A 20,513-nucleotide genomic window follows, 5' to 3' on the forward strand; every position below is an offset into this window, starting at 1 on the left:
CTGACGGTTTTCCGTTAGGCCGGATCATTCCTCTCAGCATGGCACCTTATCCCTATACCAAATACAGGGATTCAACATGAGCAAGAATCGCGTTATTAGTGCCTACCAAGCCATTGTCGATGGCAAAACTACCGGCCTGGCGGGCTGCGATCAGGCCAATTCGTGTCCCAGGCCGTGTTTGCGTAAGGACCCTCAGTTGGCCCGGGGCATGACCGGCCGCAATCCGGCTTCCTGTAAGAATTTCATTGTAGGGCGTGAGTCATGAACATGGATTCCATCTCCGCACGGCAGCACTTGCGGGTGGTGTAAGTGAATTCTTAAATTACGTTTTTTCCCGATACTGCCTTAACTCAGCACTGGGCAGGCGGCGCCTGCTTGAAAAAGCGATGGGTGCTTTCCTGACGCCGTGCACCTTGACTGACTCCCTGGCATATTAGACCTATGTCTTACAGAGGGGCGTGGCAGTCACCACACTTCCTGGACTGCGGTAGCGCCGCACCGCACCCCGCCGGCAACGGTATGGTGAATAGCTGTTTTTACAACGTAATGACGATTCCTTGTGATTCGGCATTGAGGTGAAACGGGGGCATCACGTATAGCAGTGCTGATGGATGAGGAAAGAGATATGTCGTACCGAGAAGTAATGTCCAAGCCGGACAATTTGTCCGGATTTGCAAACAAAACCGCCCGTATCCTCCGCGAGGACATGGGGGTGAGTATCAAGCAGTCTACGCTCATGAACGCGATCGCCAAGGCTTCAGGTTTTTCGACCTGGCAGGCTATGCGCGCTGACATGGAGGCGGCGCAGACCCACGCTGAGGAAACACCTGAGGCTGATGAAGGTGGTGAGACCCTGACCTTCTACGTCTCGGCATGCTCCCGCGATGACAACCTCCACCCAGAGGATCAGGAGGTCGAGGGCACATACCAGATTGAGTTGAACAGCCGAGTACCTGGGTCGCTCCGGCGAGATGTTGCTCTGGACGTCTTCCACCATAATGTACCCGTCAAGGTTCTGGATGACTTTGATTTCGAGGTACACGCCGTGCCCTCGCCTGGTGTGACCGTTTACCTTCCCTACGACGAAAACAGCGATGCGCCACTGTATTTCTTTGATGATTACGGTCGCATGACCTCGAGGCTTGGGAAAATTGCACTCAGCTTCGAGTAAGCCCCGCTCCAGGGCGCCTACTGGGTGCCCACTCTCACGGCTCTACCGAGCCTTGGCCCGGGGCATGACCGGCCGCAATCCGGCTTCCTGTAAGAATTTCATTGTAGGGGGTGAGTCATGAACATGGATTCCATCTCCGCATGGCACGGCACTGTTGGTGGGTTTAATCATTTCAAAGCTGAGCGTATCGGTAGCGGTGAAGGTATGGCTACTTTCGGTGCTGGTCTGTACTTCGCGGAAGCTAGGGCGGTGGCGGAGTTCTATCGTGACAAATTGAGCCATGAACACCGGCGTAATGGTTACATGGGCCCTGTCTGGTACAGCGTGGACGGTAATCCGGTCGAAAAGGGGCATCCTGACTATACACCGGCCAAGTTGGCGTGGATGGCCAAGGAATACCGGTCAGACATCGATGATGAGGCAGGCGGCATTGAGGCATGGCTTGAGAGCCAGTCTGGCTCGCTTTACATGGCTGGCGCGTTCTACTGGAGCAAGTGGGACGCCATTGAGGCCCGATTCTATGAACTTTTAGAGTCCTCTGTTGAATACCTACAGGGCTATAACGGCTCCCTGTATCGCGTGTCGATCGCTGGGGGTGAGGACAAGCTTCTCGATTGGGATAAGCCCTTAAGCGCGCAATCGGTATACGTGCAGGCCGCATTGTCCGCGCTGGAGCCCGCGATTGGCCCTGTGCCTTTCCTTAAGGATTGGACCGGGAGGCAGTTGTACCAGTGTCTCGCCAAAATTGGCGGCAACGACGTCTACGATGGCCCGTCATCGCAGGCGTCAACATCCACATACCTGCTGGAGAACGGTATTCACGGCATTCGTTATCTGGATGGCGTATCTCGAGATGACAATTCGCCCGATGGTACCAGGAACTACGTCGTGTTCGATGATTCCTTGATCACCATTGAGGAGCGCATTCACTAATTCCCGACGCCAAGCAAGTATTTGCTCGCCCGGTATTCTGTCCGTGAACTGAAGGGAGATACCACTATGGGCTGGACATTCACTGCAAAGCCGGAAAATGTAAAGCAGTACCTCGACATACGCTGACCTGGGATTCTGCAGGTAGCGAGGACGAACCAGGGCACACCAACCGTGTTCTGAAGAGCGCCATAAAGAACATGCATGAATACTATGCCGCGGTCGAGCGGACGCACGCCTCCGGTGAGATCGAGGTTTGGGCAGCTGTATACTCGATTCAATTCGTACCGAAGCGCGCTGACGGCTATACCTTTGGCTACAAAGACATGTGTGAGTCTATGGGTCCCTATTTGTATGACTGCCCAGAGAGCATTCTGGACCTGCTCACCCCCACGGATGACGAGGCCACGAATATGTGGCGTGAGCGATGCCGCAGCACGGCTATGAAACGAGCCTCAATCAGATCACTCCAAGATGGCGCCTTCATCGAGTTGTCTGATCCGGTGCTTTTCACCAATGGGATGCGGTTAGTAGCCTTCCAGGTGAAGAAGTTTGGTCGCAAGCTGCGATTCATGGATCCGCGGGATGGCTGGATGTACCAGATCTCACGCCGGGCGCTGATGGCGCGTGACTTCTGCTTTGTCACCGAGCACGAGGCGGTGTCCGCCAACGCTCATCTGCAGAGCCAGCCCGCCTAGCGCGGGCCTCTCAGGGATTTCCGACGGTATCCCGTCGGCACGGGTAGTGTTTGTGGGGTGGTGATGTGCATTTTCCGTCGGGGTTGAGGTCATCCCCCTGGGCGCTATAGTTATCCCAACAACACGCGAGACAGATTTCAGGAGTATTGAACATGGCCGGATTGAGCAACGAGATGCCGGAAAATCTGGGTAACTACACCGTGTCCTACGTTGACCCCGTGATTGGCGAGTCAGTTGCAGCCAAGGGTAGCTTCGAGCTCTTTGCCCACCACGCAGGCCTTGAGGGCGACGCGAAGGACGAGGCATTGAAGCAGGCCGGTATCGAAGGTCGCCTCACTGTTGTGGGCAAAAACGGCCCCGTTTCTATCGTCATCCGAGACTAGGTCTGGATACGTGCTTCACACACTTCAAGAAGTGGCCATGTCACGGTTCCTAGACCAGCGGAAGTTCAGCAAATTCTGTGCGTCAGAGAGGATTCGGGCAAAGTTCGGGATCTCGGAGAGCGATACCAGCACTGGCGTTCACACGGTCGGCACGTGGCACGTTGACGATCTGGTAGTCGCCTACAAGGAGAGCCTGCCGGGCGGCGAGGCTGACCAAGACAGGAAACGGCTAATTGAAAGCCAGCGAAGGCGCGGTGAGCGCTTTCTGATTAAGGAATAGACGATGGCAAAGGCAGCATATAAGAAAGTCCACAACTTTGGCCCCGGAGGCATTGGCTGCCCCTGCTGCGGTCCTGCCCCGGGCAGAACTCGCAATGCTGGATTTGAGTTGTTTGGTGCGTTTGCTGGCCTGAACAATTGCCGTGCCGTATACCGCGCGCGGATGTGGGCGGGTGTGTCTCCGATGTCTAGCGTGTTCTTCTGGCTGTGGGGCGTGTGGAATCTGTACTTCTATGGAAGCCTTGATCAGACGTTCTCTATGCTCGCCAGTGTTGCCTTGGTGGGGACAAACAGTATCTACCTGTACCTGCTCTGGCGGTACCGTCATGTAGAGAAGCCTATTGAGTTTCCTGCCAGCCGGTCGCTTGTGTGACTGGCTGATACGTTTATATCTCTGAGAGACAACGAGTAAACAGCGATGGCCAAGCAGATTATTCCCGCGACACTGACCGCAACGCACGGCATTGTAGCTGATGTCAAAGCGGTGCTGGGCGGTTGTGACCTGGGTCTTGCGAAAGCGGCGGTGGTGGGTGACGCACTCGATCTGTCGCTTCGGTCGCTGCACCGCAAGCTGTCGGCAGAGGGTGTCTCGTTTGGTGACCTGCTTGAGCGCGAGCGACAGCAGCGGTGCTTGCTTGCGCTGGCCACCCAACCAGATTTGACCGTGTCACAAGCAATGGACGTTCTTGGCTTTGAAGCTGAGGGCGCTGTACGTCGGTGGTTCAGTGATGCGTTTGACATGAATTGGCGTCATCGTAAGCAACTGGTCCGTCATCAACCTGCCTGATTGGAGCAACTATGAAGACTAAGTATCAAGTGAATGATTATTTCGTATTGGAGGGCAGTGTATCGCTTGCCCGTTCAGACAGCCGTGCGAACAAAGATGACCTGCCTCGGCATGAAGGCTTTGGTGAAAGCAAGAAGAATACACTGTTCCGCATAGAGGATGTCGTACCGACCGCCCTGCCGGAGCCACACCCGCAGTACCAATACATCGTGTTGGATTTCCAGCTTTCGGACTGCTCGCGCCACTATCTTGTGTGTGACGAGCAATTGGACAGCGCCTTCGTACGCTACCACCAGTACGCACCAGGTGAGGTGCTGGTCACCAAAACCGATGTGACTGGTCGTGACAATTGCTATAACCAGCCCGCACAGGTAACTGTTGCTGCAGGTACGCGGTTAAGCAGTGATAACTCTGAAGGCACGCGGATCGGCACCTATTACTTCCGCCTGCAGGACGGGGGGTGTATCGACCTTCATACTGGCGCAATCTCGCCACACCCTTATGCATTGCCGGTCGTTGATCCGCGTATCTATGAGATCTTGCCGGCGGGTGCTTGAGGAGATACGTGCATGATAGTTCTCGGCAAGGCGACTGCAGCAGAGTCATATGCTCGCCATACCGCGACTTTTTTTTCTAAAACTGACATTTACGTTTTAGATGGAAAAGGGAATTAGTTATTTATGCGTCGACTGCGGTGGCCAGATAATATATGCACGGTAGGCTGGACAAGCATCCACGGCCTGCTGACGCCAACCGACATGCGCTGGCTGCAGGAGAAGCATCCACAAGGTCGGTTTACGCCGACGTTTCTCTCACCTTGGGGCATGATGAAGCCTTCTACGCCAGAACTGGCAGAAGCGCACTTTGGCGACAACCCACGAGGTTTCTACGTCAGCTTCCCTGAAGATCAGGCAGGCGAGGATCTGTTGTCATCGTTGATCGAAAGAGGCATGCCTGCTCCACACCCGCAGTATCAGTACGTGCTGCACAACCTTCGCATCGGGTCCAAGGGCATGAAGTATCTCGCTATTGAGGAACAGATCACCGAGCACTTCAGCCACCGCCCGATGTATAAGCCCGGCCAGGTGCTTGTTGCAAAGACGGACCTGCGGGGTGCCGACAACTGCTTGAGTCAACCACGAAGCGTCGAGGTCCCGATGGGCACGCGGTTGTCATCAAATAATTCGCAAGGGAGTCGGCGAGGTGACTACTTTCTAGCTGGCGATGGCATCAAGGCCGTTGGCTTTCATCCTTACGAGGCGTACGTCCCGTGCCCGTACGGACTTCCGTTGATCAATACGGCAGTTTTTGACATCGAGGACCCGGCTTGAACGACGATGCCGCATGTATGCCCAGGAAGATAATCTCTGGCGGTCAGACGGGTGCAGATTTGGGTGGGCTTGTTGGCGCGCGAAGAGCCGGCATCCCTACGGGTGGCTTTGCGGCCGGAGGGTATCGCACTGAGCGCGGCCCACAAGAAGCGGCGTTGCGGCAATTTGGCCTAGTGCCTCACGCGAGCGCCGCGTACCCCCCTCGTACTGAGGATAATGTCCGACACAGTGACGCTACGCTCATATTCTGCACTGCGAAAGCTAGCGCCGGCACTCGGATGACTATTGAGTTCTGTTCCAAGCACGTACGTCCGTATACTGTCATCGATCCCAGATCGGATAGCGCAGTAGCCGAGGTCCGGGCATTTTTCGATCAGTACCGCCCCGACACACTCAACATCGCAGGAAACCGGGAAACGGTGTCGCCCGGCATCGCTGCGGCGGTGGCGGGCATCATTTCAGCGGCGTTCAGGGCTGATACGGAGGCCTAGATCCGCTCGTTTCCTGTGCCAAAGCGGCGTTCGTTGCGATTGCTACGGTATGCGAACTTACTTCAAAATGAGTACTTTAGAATGCTGAGCTCAGCTAACGCCAAAGAAATGTTGAATGAGGCCTACAAGACCGCCATGGACGAAGTTGTGGGGGTGCGGAGTTCTAATCTTTTCCCCTCGCTAGTCATTTTCGACTCCGCGAAGGTGCAAGGTTTCGTAGTTGTGCATCTGGATATGTCTCCGGAAACTAAGATTTTCTCCGATGCAGTTGTTAGGCGCCTCGTTGCCAAGCTTGAGGCGCGGTCTGTCGTGACCGTACTTGACACCTTCATTAGGGGCGTTGCGCCCGCATCTGACCGTGTCGAGGCGATCATGCTCATTTACGCCGACGCTAGCCTCCAGGCCCATATGCACTTTACCGTTGGCCGCGATGAGAGCAACGCAGCGGTGCCTGGCGACGCAAGTGACCTGACGTTTGATGCCAAGCAAGCGTATGATGGCAAGACCCACGGCTTGTTCGCCGATCCCTTTTCACCAGCCGACTACACGTTGCCCGGTGAGATGGAAAGGGCTGCACAGCAGTCGGCCAACTCAATTGCCTCGAAGGCGCGGAGAGACAAACATTTGCCACGGAGCCTTAGGCAGGCTTTGAAGCGTGCCTATGCTCAGGCTCGATGACGATTTCCCGACGAACATCGGAAGTACGCGACTTGGATACAATGGTCCCATCTCCACGAAGTAAGGACCGAACCATGAAGCAGTACGAGGTTTTCATGAATCTCTTGGGCGACGACCTCCGTGCGTGCGTTAACGCCATTGGATGGTCTGCCGCAGCAGAGAAGCATCCGGCGGTGGAGGCTTATTTACGACTGGCTGTTGGCGGCGAAGGTGGTCAAGCAATGCGCGTGGCTGACGCACCATATTATCTGCGCGTCGGGCGGGTAGCCGCGGTCAGCCCCGAGGACGCCTTTCGGATACTGAATACAGAGCATCCTGGCGGGTGGGCAGCGCGGTCCTTGTGCGTCGGGGACATCATCCGAGAGGTTGGCTCCGGTACATTTTTGATGGTTGCTACATTTGGCCTTCACGATGTGAGCGATAAGATGCAAGGCAGGGAGAATCTATGATTACTGATGTGGTTTACGAGCCGTGGTCTCGAAGAAGGGCAGAGGCGATTATCGACGAGATCGGTGCCAAGCATCTTGAGATTCAGACAAAGGAAGTACCGATCTCCGTGGACAGCCCGTGCCCGCATGCCGGGCGTATGATCTCGCAGCGTGGGCTTTCCGGGAGCGAGCCGCTGGTTCGCCAGCTGCACTCCGGTGCCACTTGGCGAGAATTCTACCTTTTACTGGATGAGGGCTGCGTGCATCACAAAAACGACTTGTATCGTTATTTTGATGGCGTGGAGGAGGGGCCGAATGGCCACCTCATCGCGCTTATGAATCTGTGAATTCTTTAGAATTATTTCTGTACTTTTTCCGTGTTGCTGTTCGTAAAGGGGCAGTAGACTGGCTGTCATGAGCTACTCAGATGACTATTACGTGCGAGACCCAACCACAGGCAAGGTGGATGGCCCTCTGTCTCTCGAGGCAGCGGTGACATGGGTTGAGGACGCGTGTGAATATCATTCGCTTACCCGAGATGCATGGCGACAAGAGGGGCTGCTGACCGTTGATGGCAGTCAAACGCCGAAGATGTACACGCTGGCCGAGTGGGGGGCATTGCCGGCTGCTGTGAAGGGCGGAGTTCAGTTTACTATGGCTTTTGAGTGCCGTTTCCATGATACGGAAGCAGCGGTCCGGTACGCGCTGGACAATCCGTCAATGAGTGCCAGTCAATGCACTGAAGCGGCGGTTCTGTCTGAAGCGGCGAACGCGTTGCAGCGAATGCAACAGCCAGAGCCAAGTGCGGTAAAACTTGTAGAGGCGGCTTTGGCTAGGGCGAATTCAGGTGTCAGCACTGACGCAGCGTAGCTGCCGAATATCCCACAGCGACTTCATCTTCGTTTTCGGCTCGAATCTCGCGGGCCGCCACGGGATGGGCGCCGCCTTGACCGCAAAGCGACATTTTAATGCGGGGGCATGCACTTGCAACTCGGGCATTGGCCGAGGGGTTGACTGTTCGGTCTTTGCATTAGGAATTTCAAAAATATACTAATAAATTTGAATTCCGCACATTTCCCTATTACGTTTGATATGGCGGCTTTGGGGCGTGCCCGGCCGCAACAAACGGGGGCATATATGGCGCGGAAGACAACCTCAGCAAGGCCGAGACGGAAGCCGTTGACTGAAGACGCGCTTCGGCGGCTGATAGCTGCCCAGCGCGTCACCACCCATACTGGCCTGCGAAGAGCGCTGAAAAGTGACTATGCGGGAACCCAACGAGAGCATACAGCGGTGATCGAGGAGATTCTTGGTCCCCGCAACACGTGTGGCCGGAAGCAAAAGTGGACCCCTGCCGTGTTTCGCACCTTTGTGCGGGAAGAGAATATCACGACGAGGATGGAGCTCAGGGCACGAAACAGCGGGTGCTACGAGTGGGCAAGAAGCTTTGACCCGTCGCTCTTTGACGAGGCATTTGGGGCGGGAAGGTCCGGTGACCCAATCTGGACCGAAGACACAGTGCTTCAGGCTATCGAAGATGGCAATGTGCAGAACCGTACCGATTTCGGCACCATGCTGCCGGGTGCTTACGCCTATGTTCGCAGTCAATGTCCGGAGCTGCTCGACATTGTGTTTGGGGATGACCGGCGCTTAACCAAAAAGCGGGCATAGAGGGGATAGGGATGTCGAACAAAGCAGGCAAAAACAGGCAGCTCAGAGTCAAGTGGACGGAAGAGCTGATTCGAGAAACGATCAGGGAAAACCGTATTTGTACGCGCAAGGCGCTGAGAGTGCGGTTCCCGGGAGCCCATGAGCGAGCCCGCCTTTGCCACCCGGATATACTCGCCGGGCTCGAATAGCCCGCCGGCCCTCATAGCTTGGCAATAGGCCTCGCGCCTGAGCACAACTGCAAGGCCTGATTGATGAACGCCTGTTCACTTGGGGCGTAGGCCAGGCCGTATTTGACCACAACGGCGTCGAAGTGCCGTATGTAGTCACACCGATAGCCGGTGTTCGATGGCAGCCACTCGTCCGGCGATTTTGCGCCCTTTGCGCGGTTTTCCTTGGCGAGAACCGCTAGCAAATTGTCTGGGTCGTTTGCGAAGCGGGCTTTCATGCTCTTGCTCCACTGGCCACCCCCATGCCCAGAAGCCCACGCCAAGGGAACTACGTGATCAATATCTATTCCGCGGGCGTCGCTTAGGATCTGCCCCGAATATGGGTCAGCCCACCGTCCGGATCTAACGGTGCAACTACGGGATGGATTATTGAACTGGACGGGGGTTATCGATGCGGCAATAAGGGTTTCCGCGCGAGCGTCCTGGCAGTCGCCATCATCGTCAATCCAATGGCGCCAGTCCTCTCGATTATACAAGGCCGAGTACGATCCATGCTCTAAAACACTGGCCGAGCTTTTTGATTGATTTCGATCAAGGGGTGGAATCTCTGGCAAACCGCCACGAAACATTGAAGCGGCACCAACGCCGATCGCGCCGATTACAACGTATTTAAGCTTGCGTATCGCTAGTCTTCGTAGGTACCGCATCCGTACGTCTCCGTTGTTAAGCAAACCACTCTATTGTGACACTAATCTGATAGCGGGTTGGTGTATAGACACACCACGTTTTCATTTTTATGACATTTGCGCTTGGCGAGAGCAGGCGCCGGTCTTAATCTAAAAACCGTTCAAAAATATATTAAACAAGCGAAAATTCGTTGTTTATATCTTGCCAAACGGATATTGCAAATGTAGGTTTTATGATCCTTAGCCGGAGTCAGTAGTATGGAGTGTCGATCCAATAGCGAAGACGTCAACGATGGCAGCCTCAGCCAGGCAGTCGTTGCATACCGAGAGCACTTGATGTCACGCCACGTTGCGAAGATGCGAGTGTCGTGCTTTATGGAAGCGCAGCGCCGGGGCGCCGTATCCTTTCTGTCTGGCATGGCGCGTGGAGCTGAAGCGCGAGTTTATCTCCATGTCGAGCATCCTTCTCGATCCGACTTAGATGCCGCGTATATCAGAGCAGCCGATTCCGGTATCAGCCTCGATAACATGGTGGCGGAGCCGATCAGTTTGGGGAAGGAGCGTGCTATGAACGTCATTTCCGAGACTGAAAAGGCGATGGAAGAACTGATGGAACGACACGGGATTGCTTTGCTGGATCGCTTAGCTAATACAGCTGCCGTGGGCGAGGGTGATGCCGGCCAGGCCTAGTAAAAAAAAGGGCCCGGTTAAAGCTTTGGGGATGGGCCCGGTTATATCTGTAAAGACATTTATTGTGTGGCGGGATTGCCACCGCTTTAGTGACGTCATTGCCACGAAAGCCCATTCAGATTAACTCGTTTGCCCGAAAAATGCCATTAAACTGAAAAAAAACGGCGGTAGAGTGTAAATACACGCCTGCCAAATGCTACTGCCTCAAGGATAAAATCGATAGTGGGTTCAACACGGCAGTTCTTTTCTTGTGGAGATCCAGTTGGCTTCGTGCATAACGGGCAGCCCCAGGAGGGTGTTGTTGTCCGCGTCGACAAAGCGGCCGAACGTCTCACAATTCGATATTGGAGCAGGTGGGATGATGGGGGTGGCTTAGCGTGGCTCTGGGCCGGCTTCGAGGAAGTCGAGCGGGTTCCGGAGTGCACTGAAGAGTGGGCCAGGCGCAACTCTCCGACCAGAAAGTGGCGCAAGGGCGACCTGGTTCGTTTGCGTACGAGGGCCGGGCTGGTGGCGGGCAGGATCTTCCGGGGCGGCAAGCTCCTGCGGGAGGTACATATCCTGGCGCCTTCCGGCAAGGTGTTGTTCGCGGAAGGTGGGCCGCTAGCGGTTGGCGACCACATCGACGATGGCGTACAGCGCCTCGTAACTCTCACGTAGATGGGCCGGGCTGGGCGGCATTGTTCGCACGTCCGCTGGTATGTAGTTACAAAACCTCTCGTATAAAATATTGGCTTACTGCCAGTTTCCGGCCGAGTAGCCGCTTTTGCGTGGGAGAGATACCTTATCTGTCCAATCACAAGCAGGACAATAAGATGAGCGAAACTTTAGATATCCGTGTCGACCAAACAGCTGCGATTCGACAGCTCATTTTTAACCAGAGCGGTTCACTGAGTCGGGCGTGCTCGGAATTGGTTTCGAACAGTATCGACGCCGGCGCGACCGACGTTCATGTCAAGCTGGGCATGGACGCGGCCAACGCCTGTACGTCCATCGTTGTCGACGACAATGGATCAGGTTTTACGTCCAAGCAGGAAATCAATGACTGCTTCGCTACGCTTTGTTTTGATCATGAGACCGAGGCTGAGGCCGCTAAGGGACGACGGTGGGGCCGGTTCGGTCTTGGGCGTGCACAAATGTGGGCCCATGCGCGAGTCTGTTATCGGACAAATAAGTTCACCATGAATGTTGATCTGCGGGGCGTCACCAAGGATTTTACGCTCGACTTGGAAGAACATGATGTGTGCGTACACCGCGGCTGTCACGTCGACGCTGTGTTGTATGAGCCAGCTCAGCGCTGGCAGATCGAGCAGCTGCGTAGAGAGCTTCGCGATATGGTCAAGTATGTTCCCCAAGACGTGTATTTGGACGGAGAGCTGATTTCCGAGTACAACGCGACAGATTGGACGTATGAGGATGAAAATTTCGTTTTTCTGCATCGTCCTAGCAGTAACAGGGGTGTCGATGTGTACAACCTTGGCATGTATGTCAAGACCGTTGCGCAGTCGAATTGCAAGGGCGTCAGCGGTGTATTGGTGTCTAAAGCGGCATTCGAGCTGAACACGGCACGTAATGACATCATGCGGGCAACCGACACGCTTTTCCCGAAGGCAGAAGCGATTTTCGCCCTGTACCAGCAGCGGAACAACAACTCGATGTCGGCGTCTGACCGTGAAGCACTGCTGCAGGATCAGCTGACCGGTACGAGGATGTCGCGCGATCAGCTTCGCAAAGCGCGCATTTTTCTCGATGCTCGCGGACGCTCCGCCAGTATCAACATGATTTTAAAATATGCAGAGGGTAACGTGGCCTTCACGCCAGACTCAGGGTCGCGGCAGGTCGCCGAATCGGTTCACAGTTCAGGCGCGGCGTTTGTGTTCTGTCGCCGAATGGTGTCATGGCTTAACGCGGGGTCCGCTGAGGAAGCGTTTGCCGTATTTGCGGATTTGTGCGCGTCGTGCGCCGGTTACAGCAGCAAACCTCCACAGCTTGTTGACTACCATGCTTTGGCATCATCGTTCGAAGGCAGGTCCTCGATTATAGACACAGATAAACTTACAAGGACCGAGCGGGCGCAGGTTCAGGCACTTTCGCCCGTCCTGAATGAAATCTTAGGGGCAATGCGGAACCTCGAAGGACTGGATCCGCAGAGCCGATCTGTCGTCGTCGGTGAGTCTAGGTCAGCCGAAGCGTGGACAGACGGGCGGCGCTATGTCGCCATCGAGCGACGCCTATTGCGTCGATCTTTCTACGATCCATGCGCGCTTGGCAGACTCATACATGTCCTGATCCATGAGTGCGCCCACGACTGCGATTCGCGTGACGAGCATACACATGGCGTCGAATTTTATGAGCGATTCGAGGCTTTTTGTACGACGAGCGCTTGCAGAGTTTGGGATTGGACAGTTGCCATCCTCAATAACTACGAGTTCGAGCGGAAGAAAGCAAAACTTTCAACTGCTGCGATCAAAACTGAAATGGCTCAGGTCGATGCGGCACTCAGGGCAGAAATAGACTTGGCAGAGCTCGCATTTGTCGCCAGCGAAGATACGACAGCGCCGCCTGATGGCGGATCCATGACCACTGATAGCGATCAATCGCCAATTTCTTCCGCTAAACGGGAGTCTCGGGCTGCTCGTAATCACGAAGCAGTGACTATTTCGCAGACGGCGATGAACTTTTAGTTGGGGCTTCAAAAATAATTCTATTCGCTGTATAAATATCAAAATATTTACGGGCACTCTGTGCCCTCTCGAAGCGAATAGGGATAGTCCAGTGTCCGACGGAAACCACCCGCCGAGTAGGCCATACCTGGTGCGCGGCATCTATGAGTGGCTTGTTGATTGCGATTTGACGCCGTACGTCTGGTGTAAGGACGGCCCTGGCTGTCAGATACCACCAGGACACACGAACGACGCTGGCGATATCATACTTAATATCTCAACTAGCGCAGTGCGAGACCTTGAGATCTCGAATGAAGGGATCGCGTTCAAAGGTTTTTTTGATAATGAGCTGTTGGATGTCTATGTCTCCATGGCTTGCGTGCGTGGCATTTACGCGCGCGAGAACGGCAAAGGCCAAGCGTTTGCTGACGTCGACGACGAGTATCCCGATGGAACAGGGCGTGACTCCGCGGCAAGCGTACCGGGGAAAACGCCTGTGGCGCGTCCGCAACTGCGAATTGTTCAGTAATCTGAAGACCTCTACGAGGTGGCCCTTGCAGATATATCCGCCGCTGGCAGCCAGGGCATCGGCAGTCGACACAAGGTTCACCTCTCCAATAACTAGGCCGCAAAACCTATTATTAGCACGGGGGCATGACCAGGATCAGCTGGTTATGCGGTCAAAAAATATCAAAAACGGCGGTAGCTATGTCATTTTCCAACGCGATCCAGTTTTTAGATGATGTCCAGGCCTCTATCGAAGCTCAGCGAGTTCCGTCTATCCGTCGCCACAATGACAACGTCTACACAATCATTTCTGCAGAACAGGGCGGGGATTACGTAGAGCTTACGTGCGTTTCACGAAAGCTCGCCGCTGGATCACACGCAAACAATGCGACCAGCATCTTTTTAAATTTATCGACGGCGACGAGGCAAGATCAAGGCAGTCCGATGTGCTATATCGCGGTTGATGACGAAGGGCAGCCCTGCTCCATCAAGTTGTAGCCCTTAAAAACAACAAAAAAGCAGCAAATCCACGGTAAAACATATTCAGCTAAGCCTGCAGACGTTACGCTACCTATTTTGGTAGAAAAGGCTGAGCCCTTGTCTGACATGGAACTGGAGCCCGGCGAGGCACCGCCATACGTGATCATTGCGGGAGCGCGCTATAAGTCGGCAATGCATTTTTGGCACGCGGCGATGACCGCCGCTGGCGTTCCTTGCACCGACGATCAATATGACTGCGTACTCAAGGCGATCGAGTATCTGGGTCTCGATATCGAGCCAGAGCTGGTTCGTAAGCGGCTAAGGCGAGGGTGGTCTCATGACGAGGCCTTGGGCGTGGCGGCGCCACCCCCAGTGACTAACGTTATAGTCAGTGTTGATGGGCAAGAGCGTTTGTTTCAGTCCGTCCTCCATGCGGGCAGAGAGCTTAGCCCCAGCGTCAAACACAGTACGATTTACGGCAGGCTCTCCAGAGGCTGGTCTATAGAGGCAGCACTCGAATTAGAGGAACGTGTCCGAACACCAAGCGTCGTGCTTAACATCAGTGGGCAAACGTTTGCCTATCCGTCACTGGACGCCGCACGACAGGCGCACGCTTCACATCTGACCATTTCTACAGTCCGTGCGAGAATTCACACCATGCACTGGTCCCTAGAGGAGGCGCTCGACCTAACAGAACGAGTGCCTCGGTGCACAAAGGTCGAGGTCGCCGGCAAAGAGTATCCGTCATTGGCAGCTGCGGCTGCGACGCTCGCTCCTGACCTCTCCCCCGGCACAGTCTGGCGGCGTTGGAAGTCCGATGGTTGGAGCATCGAAGAGGCGCTTGGCCTGGTGGATAGACCGAAGGTCAGCATCACTGTTGACCAGCGTCAGTTTGATAGTTTTGAGGCCGCTCGAAGAGCGCTTTGCCCGAATCTTAAAAGTAACACCATGCAGAGCCGCCTCGCCAGAGGATGGACGCTTGAGCAGGTGTTTGAAATCGAGGAGAGGCCCAAAACCAACTCGAAAGCGAAGTCGGTTGAAGTCAAGGGGGTCAGGTATTCCAGCCTGGCCGCTGCTTGCTCGAGCCTCGCGCCTCACCTTAAAACGGCTACGGTTATCGCTCGGTACCGCAAGCTTGGATGGACAATAGAGCAGGCGTTGGAACTAAAACCCAGGGCGAAATCTCCTGTAGTGAGGGGTCGTCCAATTACAGCCCGGGGTATTGATTTCCCAAGCATCCCGGCTGCGATCCGCCATTTCGACCTGTCGTTGCAGCCCGGTGCTGTTGCTGTGCGTCTTAATAAGGGATTAACGCCGGAGCAGGCACTCGGTCTGGAGGAAACGCCGGATCAATGGCAGCGTGAGCAAGGCATGGGAAGGCCAGTAACGGTCAATGGCGTACGCTATCCATCCCTTACCAAGGCGCATGCTGCTGTCAATTCACCGGTGCCTATCACTACCGTTTGGTATCGGATTTACGCGGGGATAGCGCCAGAAGCCGCACTGTTAACGCCGCGGAAAAAAACAGGACCGAAAGCGGTGACTGTATTCGGGAAACCGTATCCGTCACTTCGAAAGGCCTACGACGAGATCCGGCCGAAGGTCACCTTCAAGTCGATTAAAGGACGGCTTTCGCGCGGCAAGCACTCGATAGACGAAGCCTTCTTGGGGATAAAAAAGCCGTTTCCCACACGCGAGCGCAAATCCAGCGAGGCAGTACAGTAATCACTCGAACAACAAACATGCACAAGCAAAAGGAGAGCCATTATGGCCAGCCGCGGCATAAATAAAGTGATCATCGTCGGCAATCTGGGTGCCGACCCTGAGACCCGCTTCTTCCCGGAGGGCGGGGCAGTGACCAACGCCAGCATCGCCACCAGTGAGACCTGGAAGGATCGCCAGACCGGCCAACAGAAAGAGCGCACCGAGTGGCACCGGGTCGTGTTCCGCGATCGGGGCAACTATCGCCTGGGCCAAATTGCCGGTGAGTACCTGAAAAAGGGCTCCAAGGTGTATGTGGAGGGTTCTCTACAAACCAGAAAATGGCAGGATCAGTCCGGCCAGGACCGTTACACCACCGAAATCGTCGTCAACGAAATGCAGATGCTCGACAGCCGCAATGGCATGGACAACAGCGCTGGGGGTGGTTACGCCGAACCGCAGAACAGTGAGGCGCAGCAGCCGCCTCAGGGGCAGCCGCCTGCAGGTGACGGCGGTGGGTTTGAAGAGGACATACCGTTCTGAGGGTTTAGAAAAGCTATATAATTCAAGGACTTACGATATTTCTTTCTAGCAGCCCTCCAGTCCCAACGCCAAGGCCAGCGCATTACGCTGGCCTTTTTTTTGCGTTCAGTCGCCGACACGCGGCGCGGCCCAGGTCGACCTGCGCGCGAGCGCGTTCTCTCTATCGATCGAGACGCGCTTTGTTGTAATTGGCCCCAACTTATATCCAAAAACGGCTTTTTCCCTGGCTCCCACGCTTGGCTCTGTTTGGTGAGATCGTTCGCTAAACACAAACGGAGTCCCGAAATGAAAAATGTAATTCGATTTCCTGTTGAACGAACGCGCACTCCCGCCCACCAAGGAGAGGCGGCGGAGATACTAGCCTTTGTTGAAGAGTTGAAAGTCAGCATGTTCGATACCAGCGCCTTGCTGCGTGCGGCGAACGCCGCTCGTAAGATCTTGCACGGTAGTGGCGACCATCCTGCCGTTGTGAGCATTGATGAGGTTCGCGCCACTGCCGAACAATCCTGCTATCAGGCGGGCTTTATCGGCCCCCGGCTGCTGATCTCTTTTGATAATGGCCATTGGCTCCACTTCCTGATGGCCCAGGATCTCTCGGCTGGCGACAGGGCAGAGATGCTCCGCGCGCTGCACGCGGAAACGCGCAAAAACCGTGCGCAACTCACGAGCGAGGTCTCAGAGTTTGACCGACTTATACGGGAGGCCTCTGTCTCTGAATAAATCAGCGGAATGTCAATTTTACAGTACGAATCTACGCTAAGCGCAGGTATCCTACGCAAAAGCAACCACTAGACAGGAAGTTGAAGATGCTTATTTTAACCAGGCGTGTTGGCGAATCGCTGAAGGTTGGAGACGAGATCACGGTTACAGTACTGGGGATCAGAGGAAACCAGATGCGAATTGGCATTGATGCGCCGAAGGATATGGACGTGCACCGCGAAGAAATTTACAACAGGCTGCGCGACGGTAGCGCCCACTCGGGAAATCGCAGCCAGAGATCCGGCGGTAACAGGTAGCACCGCTCACAGTCCGTATATCGAGGCGCCCACGGCGCCTTTTTTTTGCCTCCCAGGCCGTAGCCATCTTCAACCACTATATAGGCGTCCTGCTCTCCTTGCCCGCACCACATCTTGTGGTTTTCACTCTTTTAGCCCCCGTTTTGTCGTACAGGCACGACATCTTTCACTAATCTGCTGATATTTGATGGAAAACACGGTGTATTTGTATTTAATTGGGGTTCAGCGGCGGTTTCCCTGACGGCGGATATTTATCGCCGGGGCAGTAGTCTGGTCGTCCTGACAGAATTTATGAGGCATTGAAATGAACTCAGCACAACCCATATCAACCGGCAGTCCTGTAGAGGCGACCGCTCCAGGCATGCTTAAAGTTATCAAGCGCGACGGTTCTGTCGTGCGATTCGACGATGACAAAATCCTTTGGGCCATCAAGAAGGCGTATTTGGCAACCGAAGGCGAGGCTGCCGGCAGCTCTTCGCGAGTTACCGAATTCGCGGATGCCCTAACGCAGCGCGTTGTGTCCACCTTTAAGCGTCGCGCTCCGAGCGGCGGCACGGTCCACATCGAAGAGATACAGGACCAGGTCGAGCTCGAACTGATGCGCGCCGGTGAGCACAAAGTTGCTCGTGATTATGTCCTGTACCGGGAACAGCAGGCAGCCAAGCGCGCGAGCATTTCTACGGAGACGCGTCAAGCAGCGAGCGGCATTAAGGTCGCCACCGATGGTGGCATGCAGGACCTCAACATTGACAGCATTTTCGCTATCGTAGAGCGGGCTACTGGAAAGCACGAGCGTGTATCGTCTGAGATTGTGGTGAATGAGGCTCTTAAAGGTCTATATGACGGGGTGACCTATGAAGAGGTCAAGACTGCGCTGATTATTGCCGCGCGCACGCTGATCGAGAAGGAGCCAGACTATTCGTATGTCGCCGCGGGGCTACTCGCCGAGAATCTTCGGGAAGAGGCGCTGGGTTTTCTAGGCGTCGATTGGGATGGCGGTGACGGGGCTCCCGCGGATGTGTACCCGATTGCTTTTGAGAAGTACATCGCGGCGGGCGTGGAGCTTGAGCTGCTCTCGCCGGCCTTGAAGCAGTTTGATCTGCAGCAATTGGGACAGGCCATTCAGGCGGAGCGTGACGAAGAGTTCACCTACCTTGGGCTACAAACGCTGTATGACCGCTATTTCATCCACAGCGATGATGTCCGCTTCGAACTGCCCCAGATATTCTTTATGCGCGTCGCTATGGGCCTGGCCATCAATGAGGACGATATCAATCAGCGTGCTATTGAGTTTTACAATCTCATTAGCTCGTTCGATTACATGACGTCGACGCCGACACTGTTCAATGCCGGCACCCTGAGACCGCAGCTGTCTTCTTGTTACTTAACAACGGTCCCTGATGATCTACATGGCATTTATGGCGCGATCCGCGATAACGCAATGCTCTCAAAGTTTGCCGGTGGTCTCGGTAACGATTGGACCAATGTTCGCTCGCTTGGCTCACGTATCAAAGGCACAAATGGCAAGAGCCAGGGCGTAGTACCGTTCCTGAAGGTTGTTAACGACACAGCCGTGGCCGTGAACCAAGGCGGCAAGCGTAAAGGCGCTGTGTGTGCTTATCTGGAGACATGGCATCTGGACATTGAAGAGTTTCTCGATCTGCGTAAAAACACAGGGGATGATCGCCGACGTACGCACGACATGAATACCGCTAATTGGATTCCCGACTTGTTTATGAAGCGGGTATTTGATGGGGGTGACTGGACACTCTTTTCTCCGAGCGATGCGCCTGATCTTCACGATCTGTACGGGAAGGCTTTTCAAGAGCGTTACGAGCATTACGAGGCGCTGGCTCAGGCCGGGGAACTCAAGTTGTCCAAGACGGTTAAAGCCGAAGACTTGTGGCGCAAGATGCTGGGCATGCTGTTTGAGACCGGCCACCCATGGGTCACTTTTAAGGATCCGTGCAATATCAGGTCGCCACAGCAGCACGTTGGCGTGGTTCATTCGTCAAATTTGTGTACAGAGATCACCCTAAATACCAGTGATGACGAGATTGCTGTATGCAACCTGGGCAGCGTCAACCTGCCAAGACACACAACCGAGAGTGGCATTGACCACGAAAAGCTTCGCCGGACGGTGCGTACCGCGGTGCGCATGCTTGATAACGTCATCGACATTAACTACTACTCTGTTGATCAAGCACGCAACTCAAATCTCAAGCACCGCCCAGTCGGTCTGGGTCTGATGGGCTTCCAGGACGCGCTTTACGTTCAAGGGATCGGCTACGCGTCTGATGCGGCTGTGGAGTTCGCGGACCGCTCCATGGAAGCTATCAGCTATTACGCCATTGAGGCTTCCAGCGAGCTGGCGGAAGAGCGCGGCGCTTATGAGTCCTATCCCGGTTCTCTCTGGGCGCAAGGGGTGCTCCCGATTGACTCTCTTGGTTTGTTGGCCGAGGAGCGTGGAGCCGACTACTTAAAGGTAGACCTTTCGACAACAATGGATTGGGACGTCGTCCGGAAGAAGATCGCGAACAGCGGCATGCGCAATTCGAACGTGATGGCGATTGCGCCGACCGCGACCATTGCAAACATCACGGGCGTGTCGCAGTCCATCGAGCCGACGTACCAGAACCTCTACGTGAAGTCTAACCTGTCTGGCGAGTTCACAGTGGTCAATCCACATATGGCGCGAGATTTGCAGAACGCCGGGCTTTGGGATGAAGTGATGGTCAACGACCTGAAGTATTACGACGGCAGTGTCCAGGCGATCGAGCGAATCCCAGAGCACCTGCGAGAGCAATACAAAACCGCATTTGAAGTCGATGCGAAGTGGATTGTCGAGGCCGCCAGTCGCCGTCAAAAGTGGATAGATCAGGCGCAATCGCTGAACCTTTACATCAACAACGCGAACGGCAAGAAGCTCGACTTTGTTTACAAAATGGCGTGGCTGACCGGTCTGAAAACGACTTATTACCTGCGTTCCCTTGCGGCAACCTCAACGGAGAAGTCGACGATTGACACGGGAGCTCTTAACGCTGTTTCAAACAAAACCGAAGCGGCCCCGGCACCCGTGCCGCAGGCCTGCTCGTTAGACGATCCTGACTGTGAAGCATGCCAGTAACATGGGCCTGAATTTAGGTCCTGGTTTCGTTCATTTTCGTTTGGCGCGCAACAGGCGTGCCAAACGTATCAACAAAGGTTAGTTTGGAG

27 protein-coding genes are annotated in these 20,513 nt (G+C 54.9%); 26 read left to right on the forward strand and 1 reads right to left on the reverse strand.

Going from position 1 to position 20,513, the window contains the following annotated elements; all coding sequences use genetic code 11:
* Positions 1 to 76: 76 nt before the first annotated feature.
* The 16 genes from A3709_RS10550 (at position 77) to A3709_RS23185 (ending at position 8,847) form a co-directional block, all read left to right on the forward strand.
* Positions 77 to 265, forward strand: a complete 189-nt coding sequence (locus A3709_RS10550; RefSeq protein ID WP_066054165.1) for a hypothetical protein — start codon at positions 77 to 79, stop codon at positions 263 to 265.
* A gap of 360 nt (positions 266 to 625) precedes the next feature.
* Positions 626 to 1,171, forward strand: a complete 546-nt coding sequence (locus tag A3709_RS10555) for a hypothetical protein (protein WP_066054166.1) — start codon at positions 626 to 628, stop codon at positions 1,169 to 1,171.
* 117 nt (positions 1,172 to 1,288) lie between these two features.
* Positions 1,289 to 2,104 (forward strand): hypothetical protein, encoded by an 816-nt coding sequence (locus A3709_RS10560; RefSeq protein WP_066054168.1) that lies wholly within the window; start codon positions 1,289 to 1,291, stop codon positions 2,102 to 2,104.
* Between the two features lie 197 nt (positions 2,105 to 2,301).
* A complete protein-coding gene (locus A3709_RS10565) occupies positions 2,302 to 2,799 on the forward strand; it encodes a hypothetical protein (protein WP_066054170.1) in 498 nt (165 codons plus the stop codon).
* A gap of 152 nt (positions 2,800 to 2,951) precedes the next feature.
* Entirely contained in the window at positions 2,952 to 3,182 is a 231-nt protein-coding gene (locus A3709_RS10570; RefSeq protein ID WP_066054172.1) for a hypothetical protein, read from the forward strand.
* 37 nt (positions 3,183 to 3,219) lie between these two features.
* A complete protein-coding gene (locus tag A3709_RS10575; protein ID WP_066054174.1) occupies positions 3,220 to 3,462 on the forward strand; it encodes a hypothetical protein in 243 nt (80 codons plus the stop codon).
* Between the two features lie 3 nt (positions 3,463 to 3,465).
* Positions 3,466 to 3,834, forward strand: coding sequence for a hypothetical protein (locus tag A3709_RS10580; protein WP_066054176.1), 369 nt, complete (start codon positions 3,466 to 3,468; stop codon positions 3,832 to 3,834).
* A gap of 45 nt (positions 3,835 to 3,879) precedes the next feature.
* Positions 3,880 to 4,248 carry a helix-turn-helix domain-containing protein gene (locus tag A3709_RS10585; protein ID WP_066054177.1) on the forward strand — a complete coding sequence of 123 codons (369 nt, stop codon included), beginning with the start codon at positions 3,880 to 3,882 and terminating at the stop codon, positions 4,246 to 4,248.
* A gap of 11 nt (positions 4,249 to 4,259) precedes the next feature.
* Positions 4,260 to 4,805 (forward strand): hypothetical protein, encoded by a 546-nt coding sequence (locus tag A3709_RS10590; protein WP_066054179.1) that lies wholly within the window; start codon positions 4,260 to 4,262, stop codon positions 4,803 to 4,805.
* 123 nt (positions 4,806 to 4,928) lie between these two features.
* Positions 4,929 to 5,579 carry a hypothetical protein gene (locus A3709_RS10595; protein ID WP_156507671.1) on the forward strand — a complete coding sequence of 217 codons (651 nt, stop codon included), beginning with the start codon at positions 4,929 to 4,931 and terminating at the stop codon, positions 5,577 to 5,579.
* 17 nt (positions 5,580 to 5,596) lie between these two features.
* Entirely contained in the window at positions 5,597 to 6,070 is a 474-nt protein-coding gene (locus A3709_RS10600) for a YpsA SLOG family protein (RefSeq protein WP_066054977.1), read from the forward strand.
* Positions 6,071 to 6,151: 81 nt separating this feature from the next.
* A complete protein-coding gene (locus A3709_RS10605) occupies positions 6,152 to 6,748 on the forward strand; it encodes a hypothetical protein (protein WP_066054183.1) in 597 nt (198 codons plus the stop codon).
* A gap of 74 nt (positions 6,749 to 6,822) precedes the next feature.
* Positions 6,823 to 7,197 carry a hypothetical protein gene (locus A3709_RS10610; RefSeq protein ID WP_066054185.1) on the forward strand — a complete coding sequence of 125 codons (375 nt, stop codon included), beginning with the start codon at positions 6,823 to 6,825 and terminating at the stop codon, positions 7,195 to 7,197.
* Positions 7,194 to 7,523: a hypothetical protein gene (locus A3709_RS10615; protein ID WP_066054186.1), complete on the forward strand. Its 330-nt coding sequence runs from the start codon at positions 7,194 to 7,196 to the stop codon at positions 7,521 to 7,523. The genes A3709_RS10610 and A3709_RS10615 overlap by 4 nt, the downstream gene beginning before the upstream one ends.
* Positions 7,524 to 7,590: 67 nt before the next feature.
* The gene (locus A3709_RS10620; RefSeq protein ID WP_066054187.1) at positions 7,591 to 8,046 is read left to right on the forward strand and encodes a hypothetical protein; all 456 of its coding nucleotides are present in this window, start codon (positions 7,591 to 7,593) and stop codon (positions 8,044 to 8,046) included.
* 486 nt (positions 8,047 to 8,532) lie between these two features.
* A complete protein-coding gene (locus tag A3709_RS23185) occupies positions 8,533 to 8,847 on the forward strand; it encodes a hypothetical protein (RefSeq protein ID WP_156507672.1) in 315 nt (104 codons plus the stop codon).
* Positions 8,848 to 9,046: 199 nt separating this feature from the next.
* Here the strand turns inward: A3709_RS23185 and A3709_RS10630 are convergent, their stop codons facing one another.
* A complete protein-coding gene (locus A3709_RS10630) occupies positions 9,047 to 9,721 on the reverse strand; it encodes an HNH endonuclease family protein (protein WP_066054192.1) in 675 nt (224 codons plus the stop codon).
* A gap of 315 nt (positions 9,722 to 10,036) precedes the next feature.
* On the opposite strand from A3709_RS10630, the gene A3709_RS10635 reads away from it, so the two are divergent.
* From A3709_RS10635 to A3709_RS10680, 10 genes are all read left to right on the forward strand, one after another.
* The gene (locus A3709_RS10635) at positions 10,037 to 10,390 is read left to right on the forward strand and encodes a hypothetical protein (protein ID WP_156507673.1); all 354 of its coding nucleotides are present in this window, start codon (positions 10,037 to 10,039) and stop codon (positions 10,388 to 10,390) included.
* Positions 10,391 to 10,660: 270 nt separating this feature from the next.
* Entirely contained in the window at positions 10,661 to 11,047 is a 387-nt protein-coding gene (locus tag A3709_RS10640; RefSeq protein WP_066054196.1) for a hypothetical protein, read from the forward strand.
* Positions 11,048 to 11,202: 155 nt separating this feature from the next.
* The gene (locus A3709_RS10645; protein ID WP_066054198.1) at positions 11,203 to 13,071 is read left to right on the forward strand and encodes an ATP-binding protein; all 1,869 of its coding nucleotides are present in this window, start codon (positions 11,203 to 11,205) and stop codon (positions 13,069 to 13,071) included.
* A gap of 91 nt (positions 13,072 to 13,162) precedes the next feature.
* A complete protein-coding gene (locus A3709_RS10650; protein WP_066054200.1) occupies positions 13,163 to 13,579 on the forward strand; it encodes a stringent starvation protein B in 417 nt (138 codons plus the stop codon).
* 125 nt (positions 13,580 to 13,704) lie between these two features.
* Positions 13,705 to 14,055 carry a hypothetical protein gene (locus A3709_RS10655; protein WP_156507674.1) on the forward strand — a complete coding sequence of 117 codons (351 nt, stop codon included), beginning with the start codon at positions 13,705 to 13,707 and terminating at the stop codon, positions 14,053 to 14,055.
* A gap of 99 nt (positions 14,056 to 14,154) precedes the next feature.
* Complete coding sequence (locus A3709_RS10660; protein WP_156507675.1) at positions 14,155 to 15,762, forward strand: hypothetical protein; 1,608 nt, start codon at positions 14,155 to 14,157, stop codon at positions 15,760 to 15,762.
* A gap of 42 nt (positions 15,763 to 15,804) precedes the next feature.
* The gene (gene ssb, locus A3709_RS10665; RefSeq protein ID WP_066054204.1) at positions 15,805 to 16,281 is read left to right on the forward strand and encodes a single-stranded DNA-binding protein; all 477 of its coding nucleotides are present in this window, start codon (positions 15,805 to 15,807) and stop codon (positions 16,279 to 16,281) included.
* Between the two features lie 285 nt (positions 16,282 to 16,566).
* The gene (locus tag A3709_RS10670; protein WP_066054206.1) at positions 16,567 to 17,001 is read left to right on the forward strand and encodes a hypothetical protein; all 435 of its coding nucleotides are present in this window, start codon (positions 16,567 to 16,569) and stop codon (positions 16,999 to 17,001) included.
* Between the two features lie 86 nt (positions 17,002 to 17,087).
* On the forward strand, positions 17,088 to 17,297 hold the full coding sequence (gene csrA / locus A3709_RS10675) for a carbon storage regulator CsrA (RefSeq protein WP_066054207.1): 210 nt from the start codon (positions 17,088 to 17,090) through the stop codon (positions 17,295 to 17,297).
* Between the two features lie 304 nt (positions 17,298 to 17,601).
* The gene (locus A3709_RS10680; RefSeq protein WP_066054209.1) at positions 17,602 to 20,424 is read left to right on the forward strand and encodes a ribonucleoside-diphosphate reductase subunit alpha; all 2,823 of its coding nucleotides are present in this window, start codon (positions 17,602 to 17,604) and stop codon (positions 20,422 to 20,424) included.
* Positions 20,425 to 20,513: the final 89 nt, after the last annotated feature.

The organism is Halioglobus sp. HI00S01, assembly GCF_001635445.1.
GTDB lineage: Bacteria > Pseudomonadota > Gammaproteobacteria > Pseudomonadales > Halieaceae > Halioglobus > Halioglobus japonicus.